The organism is Nitrospira sp. Vd2, assembly GCF_979581665.1.
In genome coordinates, this window is record NZ_CEFZSK010000037.1 from 187,594 (window position 1) to 204,705 (window position 17,112).

Sequence of the window (17,112 nt, forward strand, 5' to 3'; positions counted from 1 at the left end):
GGGTGACGACAGCTCAATTGCCCAGGAATCCGACACGGTTTCGAGGCGCGCGCGTAATCCCCTGGCGAACTGCGTCGGCGCTGATCTTCTGGATGATCGCTGCGACAAGCCTTGCGGCGTGCTCTTCACCGCCTCCAGAGTCGCCGGTGCTGGCCGTCGTCAACGGAAAGCCCATCATGCAAAGCGAGTTTGATTATCGATGGTCGGAGCTGTCCGATTCGGCCCGGTCCCGCTATGAGCAACAGGGTGGGAAGAAGAAATTTCTCGATGAATTGATTTCGCGGGAAATCCTCCTGCAAGAAGCGAAGCGGCAGGGGCTCGATCAGAGTCTGGCGCTGAAGGAGCGACTCGAGCGGATCAAGGAGCAGATTCTCCTTGACGAGTTGTTGCGGGAGGTGGCGTCGACGCCGATTCACGTCTCCGACGATGAACTGGAAGCGTATTACAATTCTCACGAAGATATGATTTTGGCCGCTCGCCAGATCCGCGGCGCCCACATCGTGCTTCAGAACGTCTTTCAAGCGAAGGACATGAAGCATCAAATCAACCAAGGGGCAAACTTTTCCAAGCTCGCGCAGCGCTATTCGCTCGACGAGAAGACGAAGGCCGACGGCGGTGAATTCAACTTCTCCCGTCACGGTATGATGGACCCGGCAATCGAGCATCTTTTGATGACGCTGAAGCCGGGCGCGGTCAGTGATCCGGTCGAAACATCAGCGGGCTTTCACCTCGTCAAGGTCGTCAGCCGGGATCCGGAGGAGGCGCAGCACGTGGAGGCGGTCCGCCAACGGCTGAAGCGCGAGTTGTACGCTGAAAAGCGGCGCAAGCAGGTGGAGGACGTGTTGGCGAAACTCCGGTCCTCGGCGCTGGTCCGCGTCGCGGCGGCGGATGCGACGACCTTCGGCGCCGTCGCCGGACACATACCGTAACCGCAGTCTGCTCTACGCTTCATCACTCCCCGTTTCGGCCCGATGACACAGTCAGTCCGAGCTGGTTCCCGAGGTCCCTCTATCCGTACTCGCCTCGCCGTCGCCGCTTATGCCGTGTTGATCGTCCTGCTGGCATGGCTGCCTTTCACGCCGGCTGGCACGGCGGCCCCCGTCTCGGATCGGATCATTGCCGTGGTCAACAGCGAACTCATTATGCTGTCCGAGCTCAAAGCCGAGATCGCACCGGAGGAAAAGCGGCTTCAGGAACAGTATCGCGGCGCCGAATTGGAACGACGGCTCAGACAGATTGAATACATGGCGCTCACGCGGATGATTGAGCGCAAACTCCAGCTTCAGGCGGCGAAGGCGAAGGGGGTCGAGGTCACCGACGAGGACATTGTGCGAGCCGTCAAGGAGCTTCAACGGGCGGGTGAGAAAGTCGATGAAAACAATGCGGACGACAAACGGACGATCCGGGAACAGTTGGCCCTCATGCGCGTGGTCGATCGCGAGGTGCGTAGCGCCATCATGGTGTCCGAATCGGAAATCAAGCGCTACTATGAGGCGCATCAAACGCGCTTTTTGATGCCGGATGAATACCGAATCAGCCAGATCCTGATCCGTCGGAAGGCAGTCGAAACGGACGAGGAGATGCGTACCCGGGCAGCGACGGTGTATGCCGCGGTGAAAAATGGCGGAGACTTTACGGAATTGGCGCTCAAGCACTCCGATGGACTCGAGGCGACGAAAGGCGGCCACCTCGGCTACGTGCGGCAGGGAGAATTGCTGCCTCCGATCGAGCGGGCGCTCTCCACTTTGGCCGTCGGTGCGATTACGGAGCCGATCGAGACCGATGAAGGCTGGCACATCATTCGGCTCGACGAAAAACGACCGCAGCAGTTTCGGCCTTATGCAGAGGTCAAGAACGAGATCCAGAGCCTCGTCTTCCAACAGAAGACGGAAGATGTCTACCAGATCTGGATGGCTGATTTGAAGAACAAGGCGTTCATCGAGGTGAAGTTCTAGCGGCGCTCCTTCCGCGCTTCCGGTTTTTTTTCTGGCCTAAGGCTTTCGGTTGAACAAGACGGTCGCATGGGATTTATGTGGACCTTTCCGGCCCTACAGTCGCGCGACGCCCTTCGCCAGACCTTCTCCAGCACCGCCAAGCAGCAACCGGATCGCTCGCCACAACGCGTCGACGCCTTCGCGGGTCACCGACGAATAGCTGATTAACGAACCGTCATCGGTCAGGTGAAGGGCCTGCCGGACAGCCGACACGGCACGAACTCGTTCGTCGCGCGAAAACTTGTCGATCTTCGTCGCAACGATGATCGTGGGGCGTTCTTGCGCACGTAACCACTGCAACGTGACCGTATCTTGTTCTTGGACTCCACGGGCGTCGACCAATAAGAGTACGCCCCGAAGCTCCTGTCGCTCCGCAAAGTATCTCTCGATCATCGGTCCCCATTGCTCACGAATCGATTTCGACACTTTCGCATAGCCATAGCCGGGCAAGTCGACCAGATAGAATTGCTGGAGGCCCGGCGTCGCGATCGTCACGCGAAAAAAATTCAAGAGGCGGGTCTTGCCTGGAGTTCGGCTGACTTTCGCGAGGCTGCGCCGGTGGAGCAGTGAATTGATCAAGGATGATTTGCCCACGTTGGAACGACCGACGCAGGCGACTTCAGGCAGACTATCGCTCGGGCATTCGGACACCCTGCCGCAACTTTTCACGAACACGGCATCCACGATCTTCATGGTCCATTGCGCTCCACAGCAGGCTTGCATCGGAGGCGTTTTGCTGTATCATCCGGGGCAGATGAAGTCAAACCGTCGGCTGTCGGCGAAACTCCTCCTCGTTGCTCTCGTCAGCGCGACACCTCTTCTGCTGCTCGCGTTGTATTGGCTTGCCACGTTACCCGATGTGGCGTCATTGCGACATCAGAATCCCAGCACGACTGCATTGATCCGAGCCCGGTCAGCGGAAGACCGGCGTGGGCCGCGGGCAGAATGGACGTGGGTGCCGTTGAGCCGTATCTCGCCGCATCTACAAGCCGCCGTGATCGCGGCCGAGGACGCGTCGTTTTACGAGCATGAAGGTTTTGATTGGGAGGGGATCAAGGAGGCAGCGATCCGGGACATCGAGAAAGGTGATTTTAAACGCGGAGGAAGCACGATTACCCAACAGCTGGCAAAGAACCTGTACCTCTCCTCTGAGAAGTCGCTGCTCCGGAAGGCAAGGGAAGCCTTCTTGACCAGGGAGTTGGAGCACCATCTGACGAAGAAGCGAATCCTGGAGCTTTATTTGAACGTGGTGGAATGGGGACGGAACGTCTACGGAGCCGAGGCGGCGGCACGGCACCATTTCGGAAAGTCCGCGGCCGGGTTGAGCCAAGAGGAAGCCGCACTATTGGCCGCCATCCTTCCCTCGCCACGCCGGTACGATCCCATTCGCCCCAGCCGGTATTTGATGAGACGACAGCAACACATTCTTCACCGCATGCAGGCACCCTCATCTCGCTTCGCACGCTCATCCTGAATCTCGATTCTGGTCAGCTGGTCCGTTGTTAGCATCGCTCCTCGGTGTCGCCAACTTCGGTATACTCATGCTCGCCGAAAATCGCGCTCTCATTGAGATAGTGTTTGAACTCGAGCAGATTGTGAGAGGGATCTTCGAGGAAAAAGGTCCAGTGCTCAATGCGGGTTCCGGGAAAACGTCGGCGCGGCTCTTGATAAAACTTTAGTGCCCGTGTTTTCGCGCGATCCGCTAGCTGCCGCCATTCCTCATGGGATCGAAAGATCAAGCCAAAGTGGCGAGGGTAGATCCCTCGCTGCCTGTGAGGCGCATCTTGATCAAGCTGTGCGACGATCTGATGTCCGCCTAGACAAAACGTGACCGCCCGATCGGATTCGCGCCCGACGTGGCAGCCCAAGCCATCCACATAGAAGCGCTTGGCTTCCGTCAGGTCATGGACGGGAAACGCGAGATGAAAGAGAGGCGGCATTTTGTCAAGTCACGTGGTGATCGGATTCGATCCGCGGCGATTGTAACGTGTCTACCCTCTTGACTGCACTCCCGTCGTTTCTCGCCCCATTCGGTCACTCGGTGACGGGCTTGGTGAATTAGATCAATTCAAATCGATCGCCTGCCACTGGCCGCCCGCCTCCCGACCAATAGCCAGCAGCCATACGTGGAGTGGTGTGAGCGATGGCGAGCCTGCCGCGTGCATCGACGACCAATAGGCCGGCCTCTCCTTTGATACGGCTCACGAGCTTGCGTAAAACCAGTTTGGCGGCGCGGCGGGATGTCAAACCTCGGGACAGGTGATCAACGACTTCCTTCGCAACGGCCAGCCGAATGATTGTCTCGCCGACACCCGTCATCGAGACCGCACCGCCTTGATTGTCGGCATAGATTCCACACCCGATTAACGGGCTATCACCAACACGCCCGGGAAGCATGATAGCAACTCCGCCGGTGGACGCGCCCCCAGCAACCGTTCCATTCGCGTCGACGGCCACGGCGCCGACCGTTCCGAATTTTCGGTCTCGTTGCGCCATCCGGCGATACAAGTCCAAGCTCTTGCCTCCAATGTCTGCGCGTCGTGGCGGCCTGAGCACGTCGCCTTTGGCCCGTGGCAATCGCTCCAATCCACAAAATTCAGCAAATCGACGGGCGGGTGGGCCGACCAGCAACACGTGATCGGTTTGCTCCATCACGAGCCTCGCCGCCGTGATCGGATAACGGATTCCCTCGATCGCCGCGACCGCGCCAGCCTTGAGGTCCTTGCCCTCCATAATCGACGCATCCATCCGTTGTGCTCCGTCTAATTGACGTCGGGCGCCGGAACCCGCATTGAACAGACCTGAGCCTTCCAGCGCGCGAATCGCTTGTTCGACAGCGTACAGGGCGGGACCATGGCGGCGAAGGATATCAACGCCGGCGTCGAGCGCCTCAAGAAGACAGGCGCGTTGACGCGGAGTGATGGCTCGTGACCCGGCGCCACCGTGAACGGCAATGACAGGGCGTCGATCGGCCACGGACAAGTTAATTGAGGAGGACGCGTTTGGCTTGTTGGTAGGTGGGATCCTGCATGCGATCGAGGTCGTGGCGAACAAAGCCCAAACCAGTCACGCAGAGTTCGAAATTCTCCGACAGCTTCCGAAACAACGGTGATTGATCGCCCTCATCACCTTCATGGAAGCGCGCCACCATGCCATAGGAGCGCTTGCCGGTCTTGACATAATCCACGAGGAAGTCCTTGTGATAAATCAACCCGGCGCTCTTCAATCGACGCAGATACTCTGGAAACAGGCCGGCCATAAAGAGCGTGAAGTCGCCGATGTGCCGATGCACCTCGCGCTCTTGCTCGAATGAAGAGGCCTGCAGCAGCACCTCCGACTGATAGAGCATCTCGACAACGGCATCCAGACGTTGGCCCCGTTCGTTCCTGAGCTTGTACAACTGATTGGTGTGGGTGAACTCGACGAGCAGGTTGGAGACGTACTCGGTGATGTGATGGTCGGGCCATCCCAGAGTCTCGGTAAAACTCTTCTCGGTCAGCGCCGCGAAGAGACGTCGCAAGGGGTGATGCTCAGGAATCAAAGACCCCATCAGGACCTCCCTGATCGGATTCTAGTATGCCACCCGCCCGCTCCAGTGACAAGGCGACGCATCGGACGCCTTTGTCCATGTATCGGATAGCATCGGCGTGGGCTTAAGCCCGACAATCCCTCCTTCAGCCCCGCGTGTCGAGCAGGAAGGTGACCGGGCCGTCATTCTCGAGCGAGACGATCATATGGGCGGCAAACCTTCCTGTCTCCACCGTGATCCCGCGTTCGCGGCACACCGTCACGACGCGGTCATATAAGCGTTGAGCGTGATCGGGCGAGGCCGCCTTCTCAAAGCCCGGACGTCGGCCTTTCCTCGTGTCGCCGAGAAGCGTGAACTGCGACACGATCAACAGCGCGCCCCCCACGTCCGTGACCGATCGATTCATCTTGCCGTCCGCATCTGAGAAGATGCGCAGACCGAGGAGCTTCTCGCTCATGGCCAACGCGTCGCGATCGTCGTCCTCTTTCGCCACGCCGAGAAGGACCAGGAGGCCCAAGTCGACCTGGCCGATGACCTCCTCGCCCACCCTCACGGACGCGCGGGTGACGCGCTGCACGACCGCTCTCATGGCGAGAGGCGGCACCATCTCGTCGGTCGGTGCAGGCTGCTCATGTCCCTCGACGTCCCGTTTCGAGTTGCCGTAGCGTTCCTTCCAGCGCCAGCAATCGGCGTTTGTTGTGCAAACCGCCCGAAAAGCCGCCCAGCCTCGCGGCGCTCGTCACGACACGATGACAGGGCACGATGAGTGGAATCGGATTGGCGCCGAGCGCATTGCCGACCGCGCGTGCGTGCTGTGCCCCGCCCACCCGCCTGGCGACCCACTGATACGAGCGCACCCGTCCGTACGGGATCGCCGTGATCGCGCGCCACACGCGGCGTTGAAAGTCGGTACCGGCGGTCAGATCGACCGGACACTCGAAGCTGCGCCGCCGACCATCAAGAAATTGGATGACTTGCTCCTTCGCGGCCTCGACTAAAGCATCGGGAGGTGCCTCGTGCCCGTCGGTGGCCGCCTTGGCCCCGGATACCACGGTCTTCAGCGACCGCTCGGCCGACGTACGCGTCGTTCTGGGCAGCACGAGCGCCGTAACGCCGCGAGCCGAAACCGCCACGCTCATCCATCCCCACGCGGTACGAAAGGTCGCGTGCTTGATCATATCGCTGCTCCAACGCGGCGCACCTTTCGCTTGAGCAACGCCAGCATCACATCCAGTTCCTCCGATCGCATCAGGGCGTGACTGCCAAAATATCCCGTGATGCTCAGACCGATACCGACGATCAGCATCATGCCTTTCGCGACCCACTGTCCGTCTCGACCCCACACTTCGAGCCCCGCTACCCACGTGGTTGCGAGCACAACGGGGAGTGCGGCGATCAGCACTCTCGCCGTTGACCGGGCAATGGCCCCCCAGTTCACTCCGTGTAAGCGGCGCGTCAGCACGCCGACGAGAATGCCGGCATTGACCATCCCCGCAGCCGCCGTGGCAAGCGCGAGCCCGGCCGGGCCCAGCGACTGCATGAAGATCAGCGAGAGGAGCAGATTCGCGAGCACGGCCACGACGGCCGAGACGGCCGGCGTCCGCGTGTCCTGAAGCGAATAGAAGACGGCGACGATGATGCGAACGCCGGCAAACGCCCACAACCCCGTCGAGTAGCACAGCACGGCCAGCGCGGTCGCCTTGGTGTCCGCCGGCGTAAAGGAGCCGTGCTCAAAGAACACATGCACGATCGGCTCGCGCAGCAGGATGAGTCCCAGCATGGCGGGCACAATGATGAAGAGAATCATCCGGATTCCAAAGCCGAAGGTCTCTCGCAATTCGTCCATGGCGCCCCTCGCGGCCTGCGCAGACAAGGTCGGGAGAATGGCGGTCGCGAGCGCGACCCCGAAAATCCCCAACGGAAACTGGATCAAGCGCATGCCGTAGAACAGATACGTGGGCCCCCCGGCAAAGAACGACGCGAGAATGGTGCTGATCGTAATGTTGACCTGCGTGACTGAAAGCCCGAGCAGCGAGGGACCCATCAACCGCCCGACGCGCTTCACGCCGGGATGGCCCGGCGCAAACCGCCAGCCAAACAGCATCCCATGCGATTTGAGCCCGGGAAGCTGCATGGCGAATTGCGCGGCTCCGCCGGCGACCACGCCGATTGCGACGCCGTAGATCGGCTCGGGCAGCAGGGGCGAGAGGAACAAGGCACAGCCGATAATGACAATATTGAAGAAGACCGGCGAGAGGGCCGGGGCCGCAAAGGCACGCAATGAATTGAGCACCCCCATCGCGAGGGCCGCCAAACTGATGAAGACCAAATATGGAAACATCAGACGCGTGAGCAGCGTCGTGAGCGCGAGCTGATCGGGACGGTCATGGAATCCAGGAGCGAAGAGCCACACGAGTCCTGGCGCGACTAGCACGCCGCCGACCGTGATCACTGTGACGATGGTCAACAGCGTGGTGAATGTGGCGCTGGCCAGCTCCCAGGCGTCTCGCTTCTTGCGCTGCGTGTGGTACTCGGTGAAGACGGGAATGAAGGCCGCGGACATCGACCCTTCGGCAAACAGTTCGCGGAGGAGATTCGGGATACGATAGGCCACAAAGAAGGCATCTGCCGCCGGTGTGGCGCCAAACAGCCGCGCGAGCACCATGTCCCGGATGAAGCCTAGAATCCGACTTGAGAAGGTCGCCGCGCCGATGAGCCCGGCAGCCTTCGCGATCGCTTGATTCTCGGTCGCCGCTGTGCGAGGCGCAGACGTGGCATCAACCGCTTCCGGCATGCCGGCGGATTCTAACCGGTTGCCCTGTGAATATCCACTCAACCCGGTCCTCTCACGACAAAGACCCGGCGCAATCGAGTGTGATAGCATGAAGCGGGCCGAACACGGAGGAGGGCATGAGCGATCATCGCGACAGCGACCAGGACAAGCAGCATCGCGGCGACGGCACATTCCGGGACGCGGGCCGGGCGGGGTCCACAAGTGAACAAAGGGACCCGCTCCGGCTGATCGATGAGTGTCTCGCCGCCCTGCCGGACGACGATCCGCGACAGGAGATTCTGTACAAACTCCGCCGCGTGTTGATGCAACAGGGTGCCGAGGCGCAGCAACGCGAGGCGGAATTTCGCAAGCTGAACGAGGTCGTGGCCAAACTGACGGCGCCGGCCAACCGGATCGGCACGCTGCTCGACGTCCCGGCGGAAGGACTCGCCCGCATCACGGTCGGCGGCGCGGAATACTATACGAATATCGATCCACGAGTCCCCGCCGACGAATTGAAGATCGGCACGCAACTGCTCGTGAACGAGGCGTATGCCGTGATCAAGACGCTGGGGTACGACCGGACCGGCCCGGTGCTGAAGCTCACCGAGCCCCTCGCCGACGGCCGCCTGCGATTCGAACAAGAAGCGGGTCGTCAGGCGTTGATCCTCCAGCGGTCCAGCGAGTTACAGGGCGTGGAATTGATGGCCGGTGATGAAATCCGGATCGACCCCACGCACCGCATCGCGATCGAGCGTCTGCCTTCCCCGAACACCAAGGCCCATCTCCTCGACGAAATCCCTACCATCACCTGGGAGCAGATCGGCGGGCAGCAGGCCGCGATCGACGCCATCCGGAAGGCCATCGAATATCCGCTGCTGCACGCGGAGACATTCGCCAAGTACCGCTTCACGCAGCCCAAGGGCTTTCTGCTGTACGGGCCGCCCGGTTGCGGCAAGACGATGATCGGGCAGGCGACGGCCGCGAGTCTCGCCAAGCTGGCCGGCTCGGCGCCGAACAGCGATGCGCCGGCGATTACGGGCGGGGCGTTCCTGCACGTCAAGGGTCCCGAGATCTTGAATATGTGGCTCGGCGAATCGGAGCGGATCGTGCGCGATCTCTTCGCGCAGGCCCGCCTCCGCCGTAAGGCCGGGCTGCTCCCGTTCATTTTTATCGACGAAGCCGAATCGGTGCTCGGAACGCGGCGGGCCATGCGCTCCTTTAATATCTCGAACACGCTCGTGCCGATGTTTTGCGCCGAGATGGACGGCATCGAATCCCTCCGGGACGTCGTGATCATCCTCGCCTCCAATCGGCCCGATCTCATCGACCCGGCCGTGCTGCGCCCGGGACGGATCGACCGCAAAATCAAGGTGAGTCGGCCGGACCGCATGGCGGCCGCCGAGATCCTGAAGGTCTATGTGACGCCCGATTTGCCGCTGTCGCCATCGCTGCTGAAGCGGCATGAGGGGAATCCGAGCGCCGCTTGTGACGCCCTGATCACCGAGGTCGCCGATGCATTGTTCCGGCGAAGCGACGAGAATCGGTTACTTGGCATCCGGCTACGGACCGGACAGACGAAGGTTCTGTACCGCTCGGACTTACTCAGCGGCGCGATTCTCGCCTCGGTCGTGCAGCGCGCCAAAGAGCGGGCGATCGACAGGACGATCCAGGGCGCGGATCCGACCGCGGGTGGCTTGACCTCGGATGACCTGTTGCGCTCGATCGAGATCGAATTCCGCGAAGGGGAAATGCTGCCACCCGATGAGGCGGCGGAGGAGTGGCTCAAGCTCCTCGATCATCACCCCGATCAGGTGGTCGGACTTTCGTCCTTTCGCAGCGGCCGGCGCAGCGAGGAGCGACTCGTTACCCAAATCATTTAGCGTGATGGCGATGGCCCACCTGCGACTCTTCGGATTGGAAACCGAGTACGGCATCGCGCGCGAGGACAGTGCCGCGATGGACCCGGTCGTCGAGTCGATGGAGCTCGTGCGCGCGCATCTCACCAGGCACTTCGAACGGCGCTGGGATTACGGTGGTGAGGACCCCCGCGCGGATGCCCGCGGCTTCCGCGTGGACCGCTTGGAGCAGGATCGCGAAGAAGATCGGTTCGCCGAGCAGGACCGGCATCGGCCATTTTCGTTCCATGAGATGAAGAGCGACCTCGTGCTGCCCAACGGCGCGCGATTTTATAACGATCATACCCATCCGGAGTATTCGACACCGGAATGCCGGACATTGATCGATCTCCTTGCGCACGACCGCGCCGGGGAACGGATTGTCCAGACCGCAGCCGACCGCCGCAACGAGTTATTGGGGCAACGGGCGGTGCAGCTCTACAAGAACAATACCGATTTTCACGGCCATAGCTATGGCTGTCACGACAATTATCTGGTGTCGCGCACGATCCCGTTCCGTCGCCTCGTCGAGGGCCTGCTGCCGTTCCTCGTCAGTCGCCAAGTGATCGCCGGGGCGGGCAAGGTCGGGATCGAAGGACAGGGCGGCTCGTTCGAACCGGGGCGCTATCAACTGTCGCAGCGCGCAGACTTCATGGAAACGGACCTTAGCGTCGACACGATGCACAACCGGCCGATCCTCAATACGCGTGATGAACCGCACGCGGATGCGGCCAGATATCGCCGGCTCCATTTGATTGTGGGTGATGCGAACCTGTGCGAGTATGCGACGGCGCTCAAGGTCGGCACCACGCGGCTGGTCCTCGATCTCATCGCGCATGACGCCGCCCCGGCATTGGAACTCGAGGACCCCGTCGCCGCGATCAAGGTGCTGTCCCGGGATCCGGACCTGAAGCAGACGGTGCGGCGTCGGTCGGGAAAGACGATCACCGGCCTCGAGATTCAGTGGGTGTACTATTCGGCGGCGAAAGAGACGCTCGGCGGACTGGATGACGAGACGGATTGGATTCTCCGGGAATGGGGCGAGACGTTAACGTTGCTGGCGGCCGATCGTGCGTCGCTCGTCGGGAAGCTCGATTGGATCACGAAACGCTGGCTCCTGGACACGTTCGTCCGCGAGGAGTCGATCGCGTGGGAGGATCCCTGGCTGATGAGTTTGGATTTGGAATATCATAACATGAACCCCGAGCGCGGATTGTTCCTCGCGTTGGAAGCCCAAGGCAAGACGACCCGGCTCGTCCCGGAGTCCGCCATCGCGGCGGCCATGGCACGGGGGCCGAGCGATACCCGCGGTGGCGTGCGCGGGTTGTGCGTGCAGCGCTTTGGCGAGCAGATTGCCTCTATTCAATGGGAGCAGGTGCAGTTCGATCACGGCCACGATGTCGCCCTCCAACTCGACAATCTGTTCGATCCCTCGGCCGTCGCCGCTTTATCGACGATGATAGAGTCGGCGGCATCTCCGCGCGAGCTCGTCATGAAATGGAATCAACGAGAGGAGACGCATGAGCATCGCAATGCTGGAACGTAGAGAACGACCGTTCGATCCCATGCCAAAGCCCGTCAGCCCGGATGAGGGCAGCGGCCCCAAGCGACCAGAATCGGGGTCGGACAAGGACAATCTGTTGAAACGCATGCGGAAGGTGGACCCGAAACAAGCGGAGCGCTACCGACAGCGGACAGGACAGTAAAGGTTTGTTGAGGGCCAGTGTCCGGCCTGGCACCGCTGCCCTTGTGCCCGCGCACCGCGCACGCGCGGACGGTGCTCGGTGCACGCGCGCAGTACCGGGCAGCGGTGCCAGGCCGGTCATCATCTTCCCGTTGGACGGTAGCGAGGGGAGAAAGAAGAAACATGGGGATGCAAGGTGACTTTCTGCAATTACTGAAGGAACGCGGGTACCTGTTCCCGGCGCCGACGGTGGGTTCAGGACTGGGCGATGAGATCACGAAGGGCACGACGATCTTGGCGATGAAGTATCGCGACGGCGTGCTCGTCGCCGGGGATCGGCGCGCGACGGCGGGTAATACGGTCATGTACGATCGGACGGACAAGGTCCTCGAATTGGATCGCTACAGCGTGATGGCGATCGCCGGTGTCCCGGCGACGGCGTATGAGATGGCGCGCATCCTCGAGCATTCATTCAAATACTATCGGAGAACTCAGTTACAGGAACTGAGCTTCGAAGGAAAATTGCGGGCGGTGTCCAAGCTGCTCAAGGACAATGTGGCGGCCGCGCTGGCGGGGACGGGCGCCGTCGCCCCGATTTTTGCCGGCTACGATTTCGAGCAGGGCGGGGCCAAGATTTTCTTTTACGACATCCTTGGCGCCGAATTCGAAGGCGTCGAATACGCCGTGTCGGGATCCGGCTCGCCGACTATCCGAGGCATCCTCCATTATCTCAACACGTGGAGCCATCGCGGCTTGAATGAACTGGCTGAAGAAGAGGCGAGCGTTCAAGCCCTGCGCCTGTTGAGTTGTGCAGCGGAGTTCGACTCGGCTACTGGCGGCGTCAATCGCGACGCCAATTTGTATCCGATCGTCAAGCTGATTACGTCCTCCGGCGTCCACACCATCCCACCCGAGCGGATGAAAGCGCTGTTCGACACCAAGGTCGCCCGCCATGTATGAGGAACCGTATCGATGGATCGAGGCTGTCGGGAACCGCCGGCAGTACCTCGATGAGCAGTTTCGAGAGGGAAGCCCGGTCGTAAGTCTGCCGTACACCGACGGGCTGCTGTTGCTCACGATCAGTCGCGGGACGCCGAAGCTGTATGAGATCTACGACCGGATCGGCTGGGGCGGCATGGGTCATCCCGCCGACTTGGAAAAGCTCCGCTTCAGTCTGCTGGAAATGGCCCACGTCGAGGGCTTCAACCTCTCCCCGGCCGACGTCACCGGTTCGCGACTGGTGAAGTATGGGTTGGCCCCGGCAATCAAGCAGGCATTCGAAGAAGTCTTCAAAGCGCCGTTCATCGTCAAGATTCTCTTGGCGGAACTGGGGACGAAACCGGAGCGTGACGGGTTCATGACAATCAATTACGATGGAACCTTCGATGAGACGAGCCGGGCGGCCATGCTGGCGGCCTCCCCCGCCATTCAAGCCACGATGGCGGCCTATCTCGCACGCCTTCCCGAGAGCGGAAGTGCGGCGCGCCTCCCGCTGCGTGATGCCTTCGTCCTTGCGTTGAAGACGTGGTCGGTCGGCGCGCTCGCGCAACGGCGGACAGATTCCGAGACGGACGACCGCGCGCCGTCGGCAGAGCAGCCGGCCTTTCCGGACGACGCCGCCGTGGAAGACCATCTCCGCGAGGCGCTCAAAGAGAAATCGATCGAGTGCGTGCTGCTCGAGCGGAAGATGCCCGGCTCCTCGAAATATCGAGCCGTCAAGCCGGACGAATGGCAGGCATGGCTTCCATCGTGGCTTCGCTAAGCCTTCCCGGTCACCATGGCGAACCGGATCTTCGGGATTGAAACGGAATACGGCCTTCTCATTCACGAAGACCGCCCGGAGCACTCACCGACCTGGATCGGCCACCGCATCCGCGATCATATCTTCGAGGTGCAGCGCCGCGGCGTGCTCGACCTCCATCATCGCGGTCATGACGAGCCGCCGGGGAACGGCGGGTTTTTGACGAATGCCGGCCGGATCTATCTCGACATGGGGCATTTGGAATTCGCGTCACCCGAATGCCGGACGTTGGACGATCTGGTCGCCGCCGATCGCGCCGGCGATCGCATCCTACAAACGGCCCTCCAAGAGCTTGGTCTCGCCGACCGCGTCTCGCTGATCAAGAACAACATTGATCATGAGACGGATGCCACCTTCGGATGCCACGAAAATTATCTGGTCTCGCGTTGCTTTCCGTTTACACGCCGGGGGTTGAACCAACTGATTCCGTTCCTCGTCACACGCCAGATTTTCACCGGCGCCGGACGAGTGGGCATGGCGAGCAACGCGGACGAGTGGATTCAGCGAGGCCAATTGATCATCCGGCGGTCGTCTCTCCGAGACCGTGCGACGTTGCCGTTTCAGCTCTCGCAGCGCGCCGATCACATCGTGAACGACTTTTTCGAGTGGGTGCAGCAGAATCGGGCGATCGTGAACACACGGGACGAACCCCTCGCGGACCCGAACCAATTTCGCCGGATTCACCTCCTCGTCGGCGACTCCAACATGTCGGAGGTCGCCACCGCGCTCAAATTCGGCACCACCTCGCTCGTCTTGCAATTGATCGAAGACGGACATGGCCCGCGTAGGCTCGAACTCGCCGAGCCAGTGGAGGCACTGCAAGAGATCTCACACGATCAATCACATGAATGGCTGGTGAGGCTCGATTCCGGTCGCACGCTCTCGGCCATCGACATTCAGGAGCAGTATTTGGAGGCGGCCGAGCGTCACTATCGCGGCCAAGACGATGACACGGATTGGACCTTGGACCAATGGACCTCGGTACTCGCCGACCTGCGGGAAGACTACACGCGACTCGTCGGTCGCGTTGATTGGGCGTCGAAGCTCTGGCTGCTCGAATCGTTCCGCGAGGCGGAAGGTGTGGACTGGGATGACCCGATTCTGAAAAGTCTGGACCTCGAATATCACGACCTGCATGAAGCAAAAGGACTGTATTTCGGCCTGGTGGACGAAGGCCGTGCCTCACGCGTGACGACGGATGCCGCCGTCCGGCTGGCCGAAGAGCAGCCGCCTCGGAACACTCGAGCGTTCGGGCGCGGTGAAGTGATCCGTCATCTACTGAAATGTGGTCCACCGCCCGACGACGAACGCGGAGGGGACAGCCGTTTTCTCCCACCGTACGTGATCAATTGGTCCGCCTTTCATCTTCGCGGTCACGTCCCGTTTTTGATGCCCGATCCTTTCAAGAGCTACGTGCACGAGATTCGTGGCCACCTGGCTCGCCAGTAGTCATCCGACATACTTCTGCTCAGGGGACGACTTGTAGGTTACCGGCCAGACTTCTAGCATGGGCTTTTTCACCCATCAGAAGCTTGCGGCTCGTCTCGGCGAGACCGACATGAGTGCTCCGCCAATGAAACGCGAAATCAACCCGGTGAAGATCATCAAAATCCTCCCCGTGCCACGCGGTGGGCGTCCCCCCTTCTTGGACCCCGAGTGGTTGTCGAAGGTTCGCGAGCAGATGAAACGACTGGCGTCGGCCGTAAAGTCTGGCGTGCGCACGCTCGGCCAGCGGGCCGTGGTCCGGATCAGGTACTGGAAAGCGGCGGCAGCAGCCCACCTCCGCCTCCCCGCCGCTCCGCCGCAAGACATGGAGCACGAGGCCTCCGAAGACCAGAACCGCGTCACGATCAAAGCGGAGGACGTGCCGCACGAAGAGCCGGCCTCTCTTCCCGCGATCCCAAGTGAGACGGTCACGAAGCCAACACGAGTCGGCCTTGCGGACTACCTTCGTCACGAACGAGGACGACTCCGTCTTCGCGTGCTCGAAGCCTGGATGGCCGCACGCAGCCGCGCGGCGCGGCTGCAGCAGGTATCGGCTGAGCGCGTGCGCGGCTGGCGATTGGAGAGCGGGCGACTGCTCGGCGAGCGGCGGAGGCAGCTCGGCGAACGAGTGACGCGCACGGCAGCCAGCTTGCGAGGACAGGCCACCGCTGCGTGGCACCGGCCGAGTATTCGTCAGCAGCTCAACCTGATTCAAGCGACGTTGGACACGCAACAGCGGGAACTGAGCCGTTTGATGACTGAAGTCGCAGAACAGCGTCGAGTCCTGGAGGAGCTGGCCCATCACGTGACCGCGAGGAATTATTCCGCGGCACGCGGTCCCAGCGAAGGGTCCGGTGGGCACCGCCGCGGGGTCATCCGACGCAGCGAACCCGGCGAGCCGGGAACCGAATCACGAGCGGCCCATTAGGAGCTCGCTCTTCTTTTTCCCATCTGCTGGTCACCGCCACGGTCGGCCGCGTCACGAACCCATCGACCTCGACTTCCCGAATTGGACGGCAGCGATGAACCGGTTACCGGGGTCGAGGATGACCGCCCTGCAGAAAGCGGCGCATGATCGCCTGTTCCACCCGCGCCGTTCGATGTGAGGGCGCGGGAAAGCGTAGCAGCAGATTGATTCGCCCGGGTTCGGGCAATTGCAGCGTCACGCGGGGCTGAACCGACGGTGTGTCAAGCCACGCCTTGCCCTCCAGCTGCTTCATGTGCTGGACCGCATCGTCCATAAAAGGCCGGCACTCGTCGGCCGCAATCTCCAGCAATCGTTTTTCCGCCGCTTGCCAGTCGTCTGCCAGCTGTAATGGAATCGTCATCACATGGACGAGAAAGTCTTTCATGTATGTTTCGTTGATGAGCGGTTGACTGAGCAGAAGGCTGTTGGGAAAGATCACCGCCCGCCCCGTATACTGAGAGGATTGATGTCCCGGGCCGATTTCGAGCACCGTGGTCGTCAGGAGGTTTTGGTCGATCACATTGCCGCGCGTCGTGCCGATTTCAATCCGATCCCCGAGCGTATAGGAATTGGTGCCGGCCCGCAGCACCGTGCCGCTCAAGCACAGGATCAACTCCTTGGTCGCCAAGACCAGCGCGACGGCGATCGCGACGAGCGACACGGCAAAGGTGCTGAGTTCGTGCCCCCAAATGAATATGAGGCCCATCACGAAAATAACCGCCATCGAGTTGCGAATCGTGAGGACCCAGCGGCGGCGAGTTTCCAGGGACAGCGCCTGGCTGCGGGTGATCGCGCGCATGAGGATGACGCGAACCGTCAGCAGGATGATCAACAGGACGAGCGATTTGACGATATCGGGAAGCAGCGGGCTGTCCGACCAGCGTAAAACGTTCATTCAAGACTCCTGCTCAGGATGCGGAACTACGACGGAAGGCCGGGCGACCGCCGGCTCGCCGTTTCGATCCGTCGCATTCTAGGGCC

Annotated in this window: 18 protein-coding genes; 10 read left to right on the forward strand and 8 right to left on the reverse strand. The window is 61.3% G+C overall.

All coding sequences use genetic code 11. The features are described 5' to 3' along the window. Nucleotides 1-92: 92 nt before the first annotated feature. Nucleotides 93-929 (forward strand): peptidylprolyl isomerase, encoded by an 837-nt coding sequence (locus AC1U7K_RS14385; RefSeq protein ID WP_480252151.1) that lies wholly within the window; start codon nucleotides 93-95, stop codon nucleotides 927-929. 42 nt (nucleotides 930-971) lie between these two features. Continuing rightward, a complete protein-coding gene (locus AC1U7K_RS14390; protein ID WP_480252153.1) occupies nucleotides 972-1,955 on the forward strand; it encodes a peptidylprolyl isomerase in 984 nt (327 codons plus the stop codon). A gap of 93 nt (nucleotides 1,956-2,048) precedes the next feature. On the opposite strand, the gene yihA is transcribed toward AC1U7K_RS14390, so the two are convergent. Further along, nucleotides 2,049-2,687, reverse strand: coding sequence for a ribosome biogenesis GTP-binding protein YihA/YsxC (gene yihA / locus AC1U7K_RS14395; RefSeq protein ID WP_480252154.1), 639 nt, complete (start codon nucleotides 2,685-2,687; stop codon nucleotides 2,049-2,051). 40 nt (nucleotides 2,688-2,727) lie between these two features. Here yihA and mtgA point away from each other — a divergent pair, with 40 nt between their 5' ends. Then, entirely contained in the window at nucleotides 2,728-3,468 is a 741-nt protein-coding gene (gene mtgA, locus AC1U7K_RS14400) for a monofunctional biosynthetic peptidoglycan transglycosylase (protein WP_480252156.1), read from the forward strand. 28 nt (nucleotides 3,469-3,496) lie between these two features. Here the strand turns inward: mtgA and AC1U7K_RS14405 are convergent, their stop codons facing one another. From AC1U7K_RS14405 to murJ, 6 genes are all read right to left on the reverse strand, one after another. Further along, the gene (locus AC1U7K_RS14405; RefSeq protein ID WP_480252158.1) at nucleotides 3,497-3,934 is read right to left on the reverse strand and encodes a VOC family protein; all 438 of its coding nucleotides are present in this window, start codon (nucleotides 3,932-3,934) and stop codon (nucleotides 3,497-3,499) included. 118 nt (nucleotides 3,935-4,052) lie between these two features. Then, nucleotides 4,053-4,970 (reverse strand): isoaspartyl peptidase/L-asparaginase family protein, encoded by a 918-nt coding sequence (locus tag AC1U7K_RS14410; protein WP_480252159.1) that lies wholly within the window; start codon nucleotides 4,968-4,970, stop codon nucleotides 4,053-4,055. 7 nt (nucleotides 4,971-4,977) lie between these two features. Further along, nucleotides 4,978-5,544 carry a hypothetical protein gene (locus AC1U7K_RS14415; protein WP_480252160.1) on the reverse strand — a complete coding sequence of 189 codons (567 nt, stop codon included), beginning with the start codon at nucleotides 5,542-5,544 and terminating at the stop codon, nucleotides 4,978-4,980. Nucleotides 5,545-5,668: 124 nt separating this feature from the next. After that, complete coding sequence (gene dtd, locus AC1U7K_RS14420; protein WP_480252204.1) at nucleotides 5,669-6,112, reverse strand: D-aminoacyl-tRNA deacylase; 444 nt, start codon at nucleotides 6,110-6,112, stop codon at nucleotides 5,669-5,671. 40 nt (nucleotides 6,113-6,152) lie between these two features. Further along, nucleotides 6,153-6,701: a methylated-DNA--[protein]-cysteine S-methyltransferase gene (locus tag AC1U7K_RS14425; RefSeq protein ID WP_480252161.1), complete on the reverse strand. Its 549-nt coding sequence runs from the start codon at nucleotides 6,699-6,701 to the stop codon at nucleotides 6,153-6,155. Beyond that, the gene (gene murJ / locus AC1U7K_RS14430) at nucleotides 6,698-8,317 is read right to left on the reverse strand and encodes a murein biosynthesis integral membrane protein MurJ (RefSeq protein WP_480252162.1); all 1,620 of its coding nucleotides are present in this window, start codon (nucleotides 8,315-8,317) and stop codon (nucleotides 6,698-6,700) included. Before murJ ends, AC1U7K_RS14425 begins: the two co-directional genes overlap by 4 nt. Before the next feature lie 116 nt (nucleotides 8,318-8,433). Between murJ and AC1U7K_RS14435 the strand changes: the two genes are divergently transcribed. The 7 genes from AC1U7K_RS14435 to AC1U7K_RS14465 all read left to right on the forward strand — a co-directional run bounded on the left by AC1U7K_RS14435 (nucleotide 8,434) and on the right by AC1U7K_RS14465 (nucleotide 16,092). Continuing rightward, nucleotides 8,434-10,179: an AAA family ATPase gene (locus AC1U7K_RS14435; protein ID WP_480252163.1), complete on the forward strand. Its 1,746-nt coding sequence runs from the start codon at nucleotides 8,434-8,436 to the stop codon at nucleotides 10,177-10,179. A gap of 10 nt (nucleotides 10,180-10,189) precedes the next feature. Continuing rightward, nucleotides 10,190-11,740 carry a proteasome accessory factor PafA2 family protein gene (locus AC1U7K_RS14440; RefSeq protein ID WP_480252164.1) on the forward strand — a complete coding sequence of 517 codons (1,551 nt, stop codon included), beginning with the start codon at nucleotides 10,190-10,192 and terminating at the stop codon, nucleotides 11,738-11,740. Further along, the gene (locus AC1U7K_RS14445; protein ID WP_480252165.1) at nucleotides 11,715-11,900 is read left to right on the forward strand and encodes a ubiquitin-like protein UBact; all 186 of its coding nucleotides are present in this window, start codon (nucleotides 11,715-11,717) and stop codon (nucleotides 11,898-11,900) included. The genes AC1U7K_RS14440 and AC1U7K_RS14445 overlap by 26 nt, the downstream gene beginning before the upstream one ends. 161 nt (nucleotides 11,901-12,061) lie before the next feature. Then, nucleotides 12,062-12,838, forward strand: a complete 777-nt coding sequence (locus tag AC1U7K_RS14450) for a proteasome subunit alpha (protein WP_480252166.1) — start codon at nucleotides 12,062-12,064, stop codon at nucleotides 12,836-12,838. Further along, a complete protein-coding gene (locus AC1U7K_RS14455) occupies nucleotides 12,831-13,640 on the forward strand; it encodes a hypothetical protein (protein WP_480252167.1) in 810 nt (269 codons plus the stop codon). The genes AC1U7K_RS14450 and AC1U7K_RS14455 overlap by 8 nt, the downstream gene beginning before the upstream one ends. Nucleotides 13,641-13,655: 15 nt before the next feature. Then, a complete protein-coding gene (locus AC1U7K_RS14460) occupies nucleotides 13,656-15,128 on the forward strand; it encodes a proteasome accessory factor PafA2 family protein (RefSeq protein ID WP_480252169.1) in 1,473 nt (490 codons plus the stop codon). Nucleotides 15,129-15,237: 109 nt separating this feature from the next. Further along, nucleotides 15,238-16,092 (forward strand): hypothetical protein, encoded by an 855-nt coding sequence (locus AC1U7K_RS14465; protein ID WP_480252170.1) that lies wholly within the window; start codon nucleotides 15,238-15,240, stop codon nucleotides 16,090-16,092. A gap of 103 nt (nucleotides 16,093-16,195) precedes the next feature. On the opposite strand, the gene AC1U7K_RS14470 is transcribed toward AC1U7K_RS14465, so the two are convergent. Continuing rightward, a complete protein-coding gene (locus tag AC1U7K_RS14470) occupies nucleotides 16,196-17,026 on the reverse strand; it encodes a mechanosensitive ion channel family protein (protein ID WP_480252172.1) in 831 nt (276 codons plus the stop codon). Nucleotides 17,027-17,112: the final 86 nt, after the last annotated feature.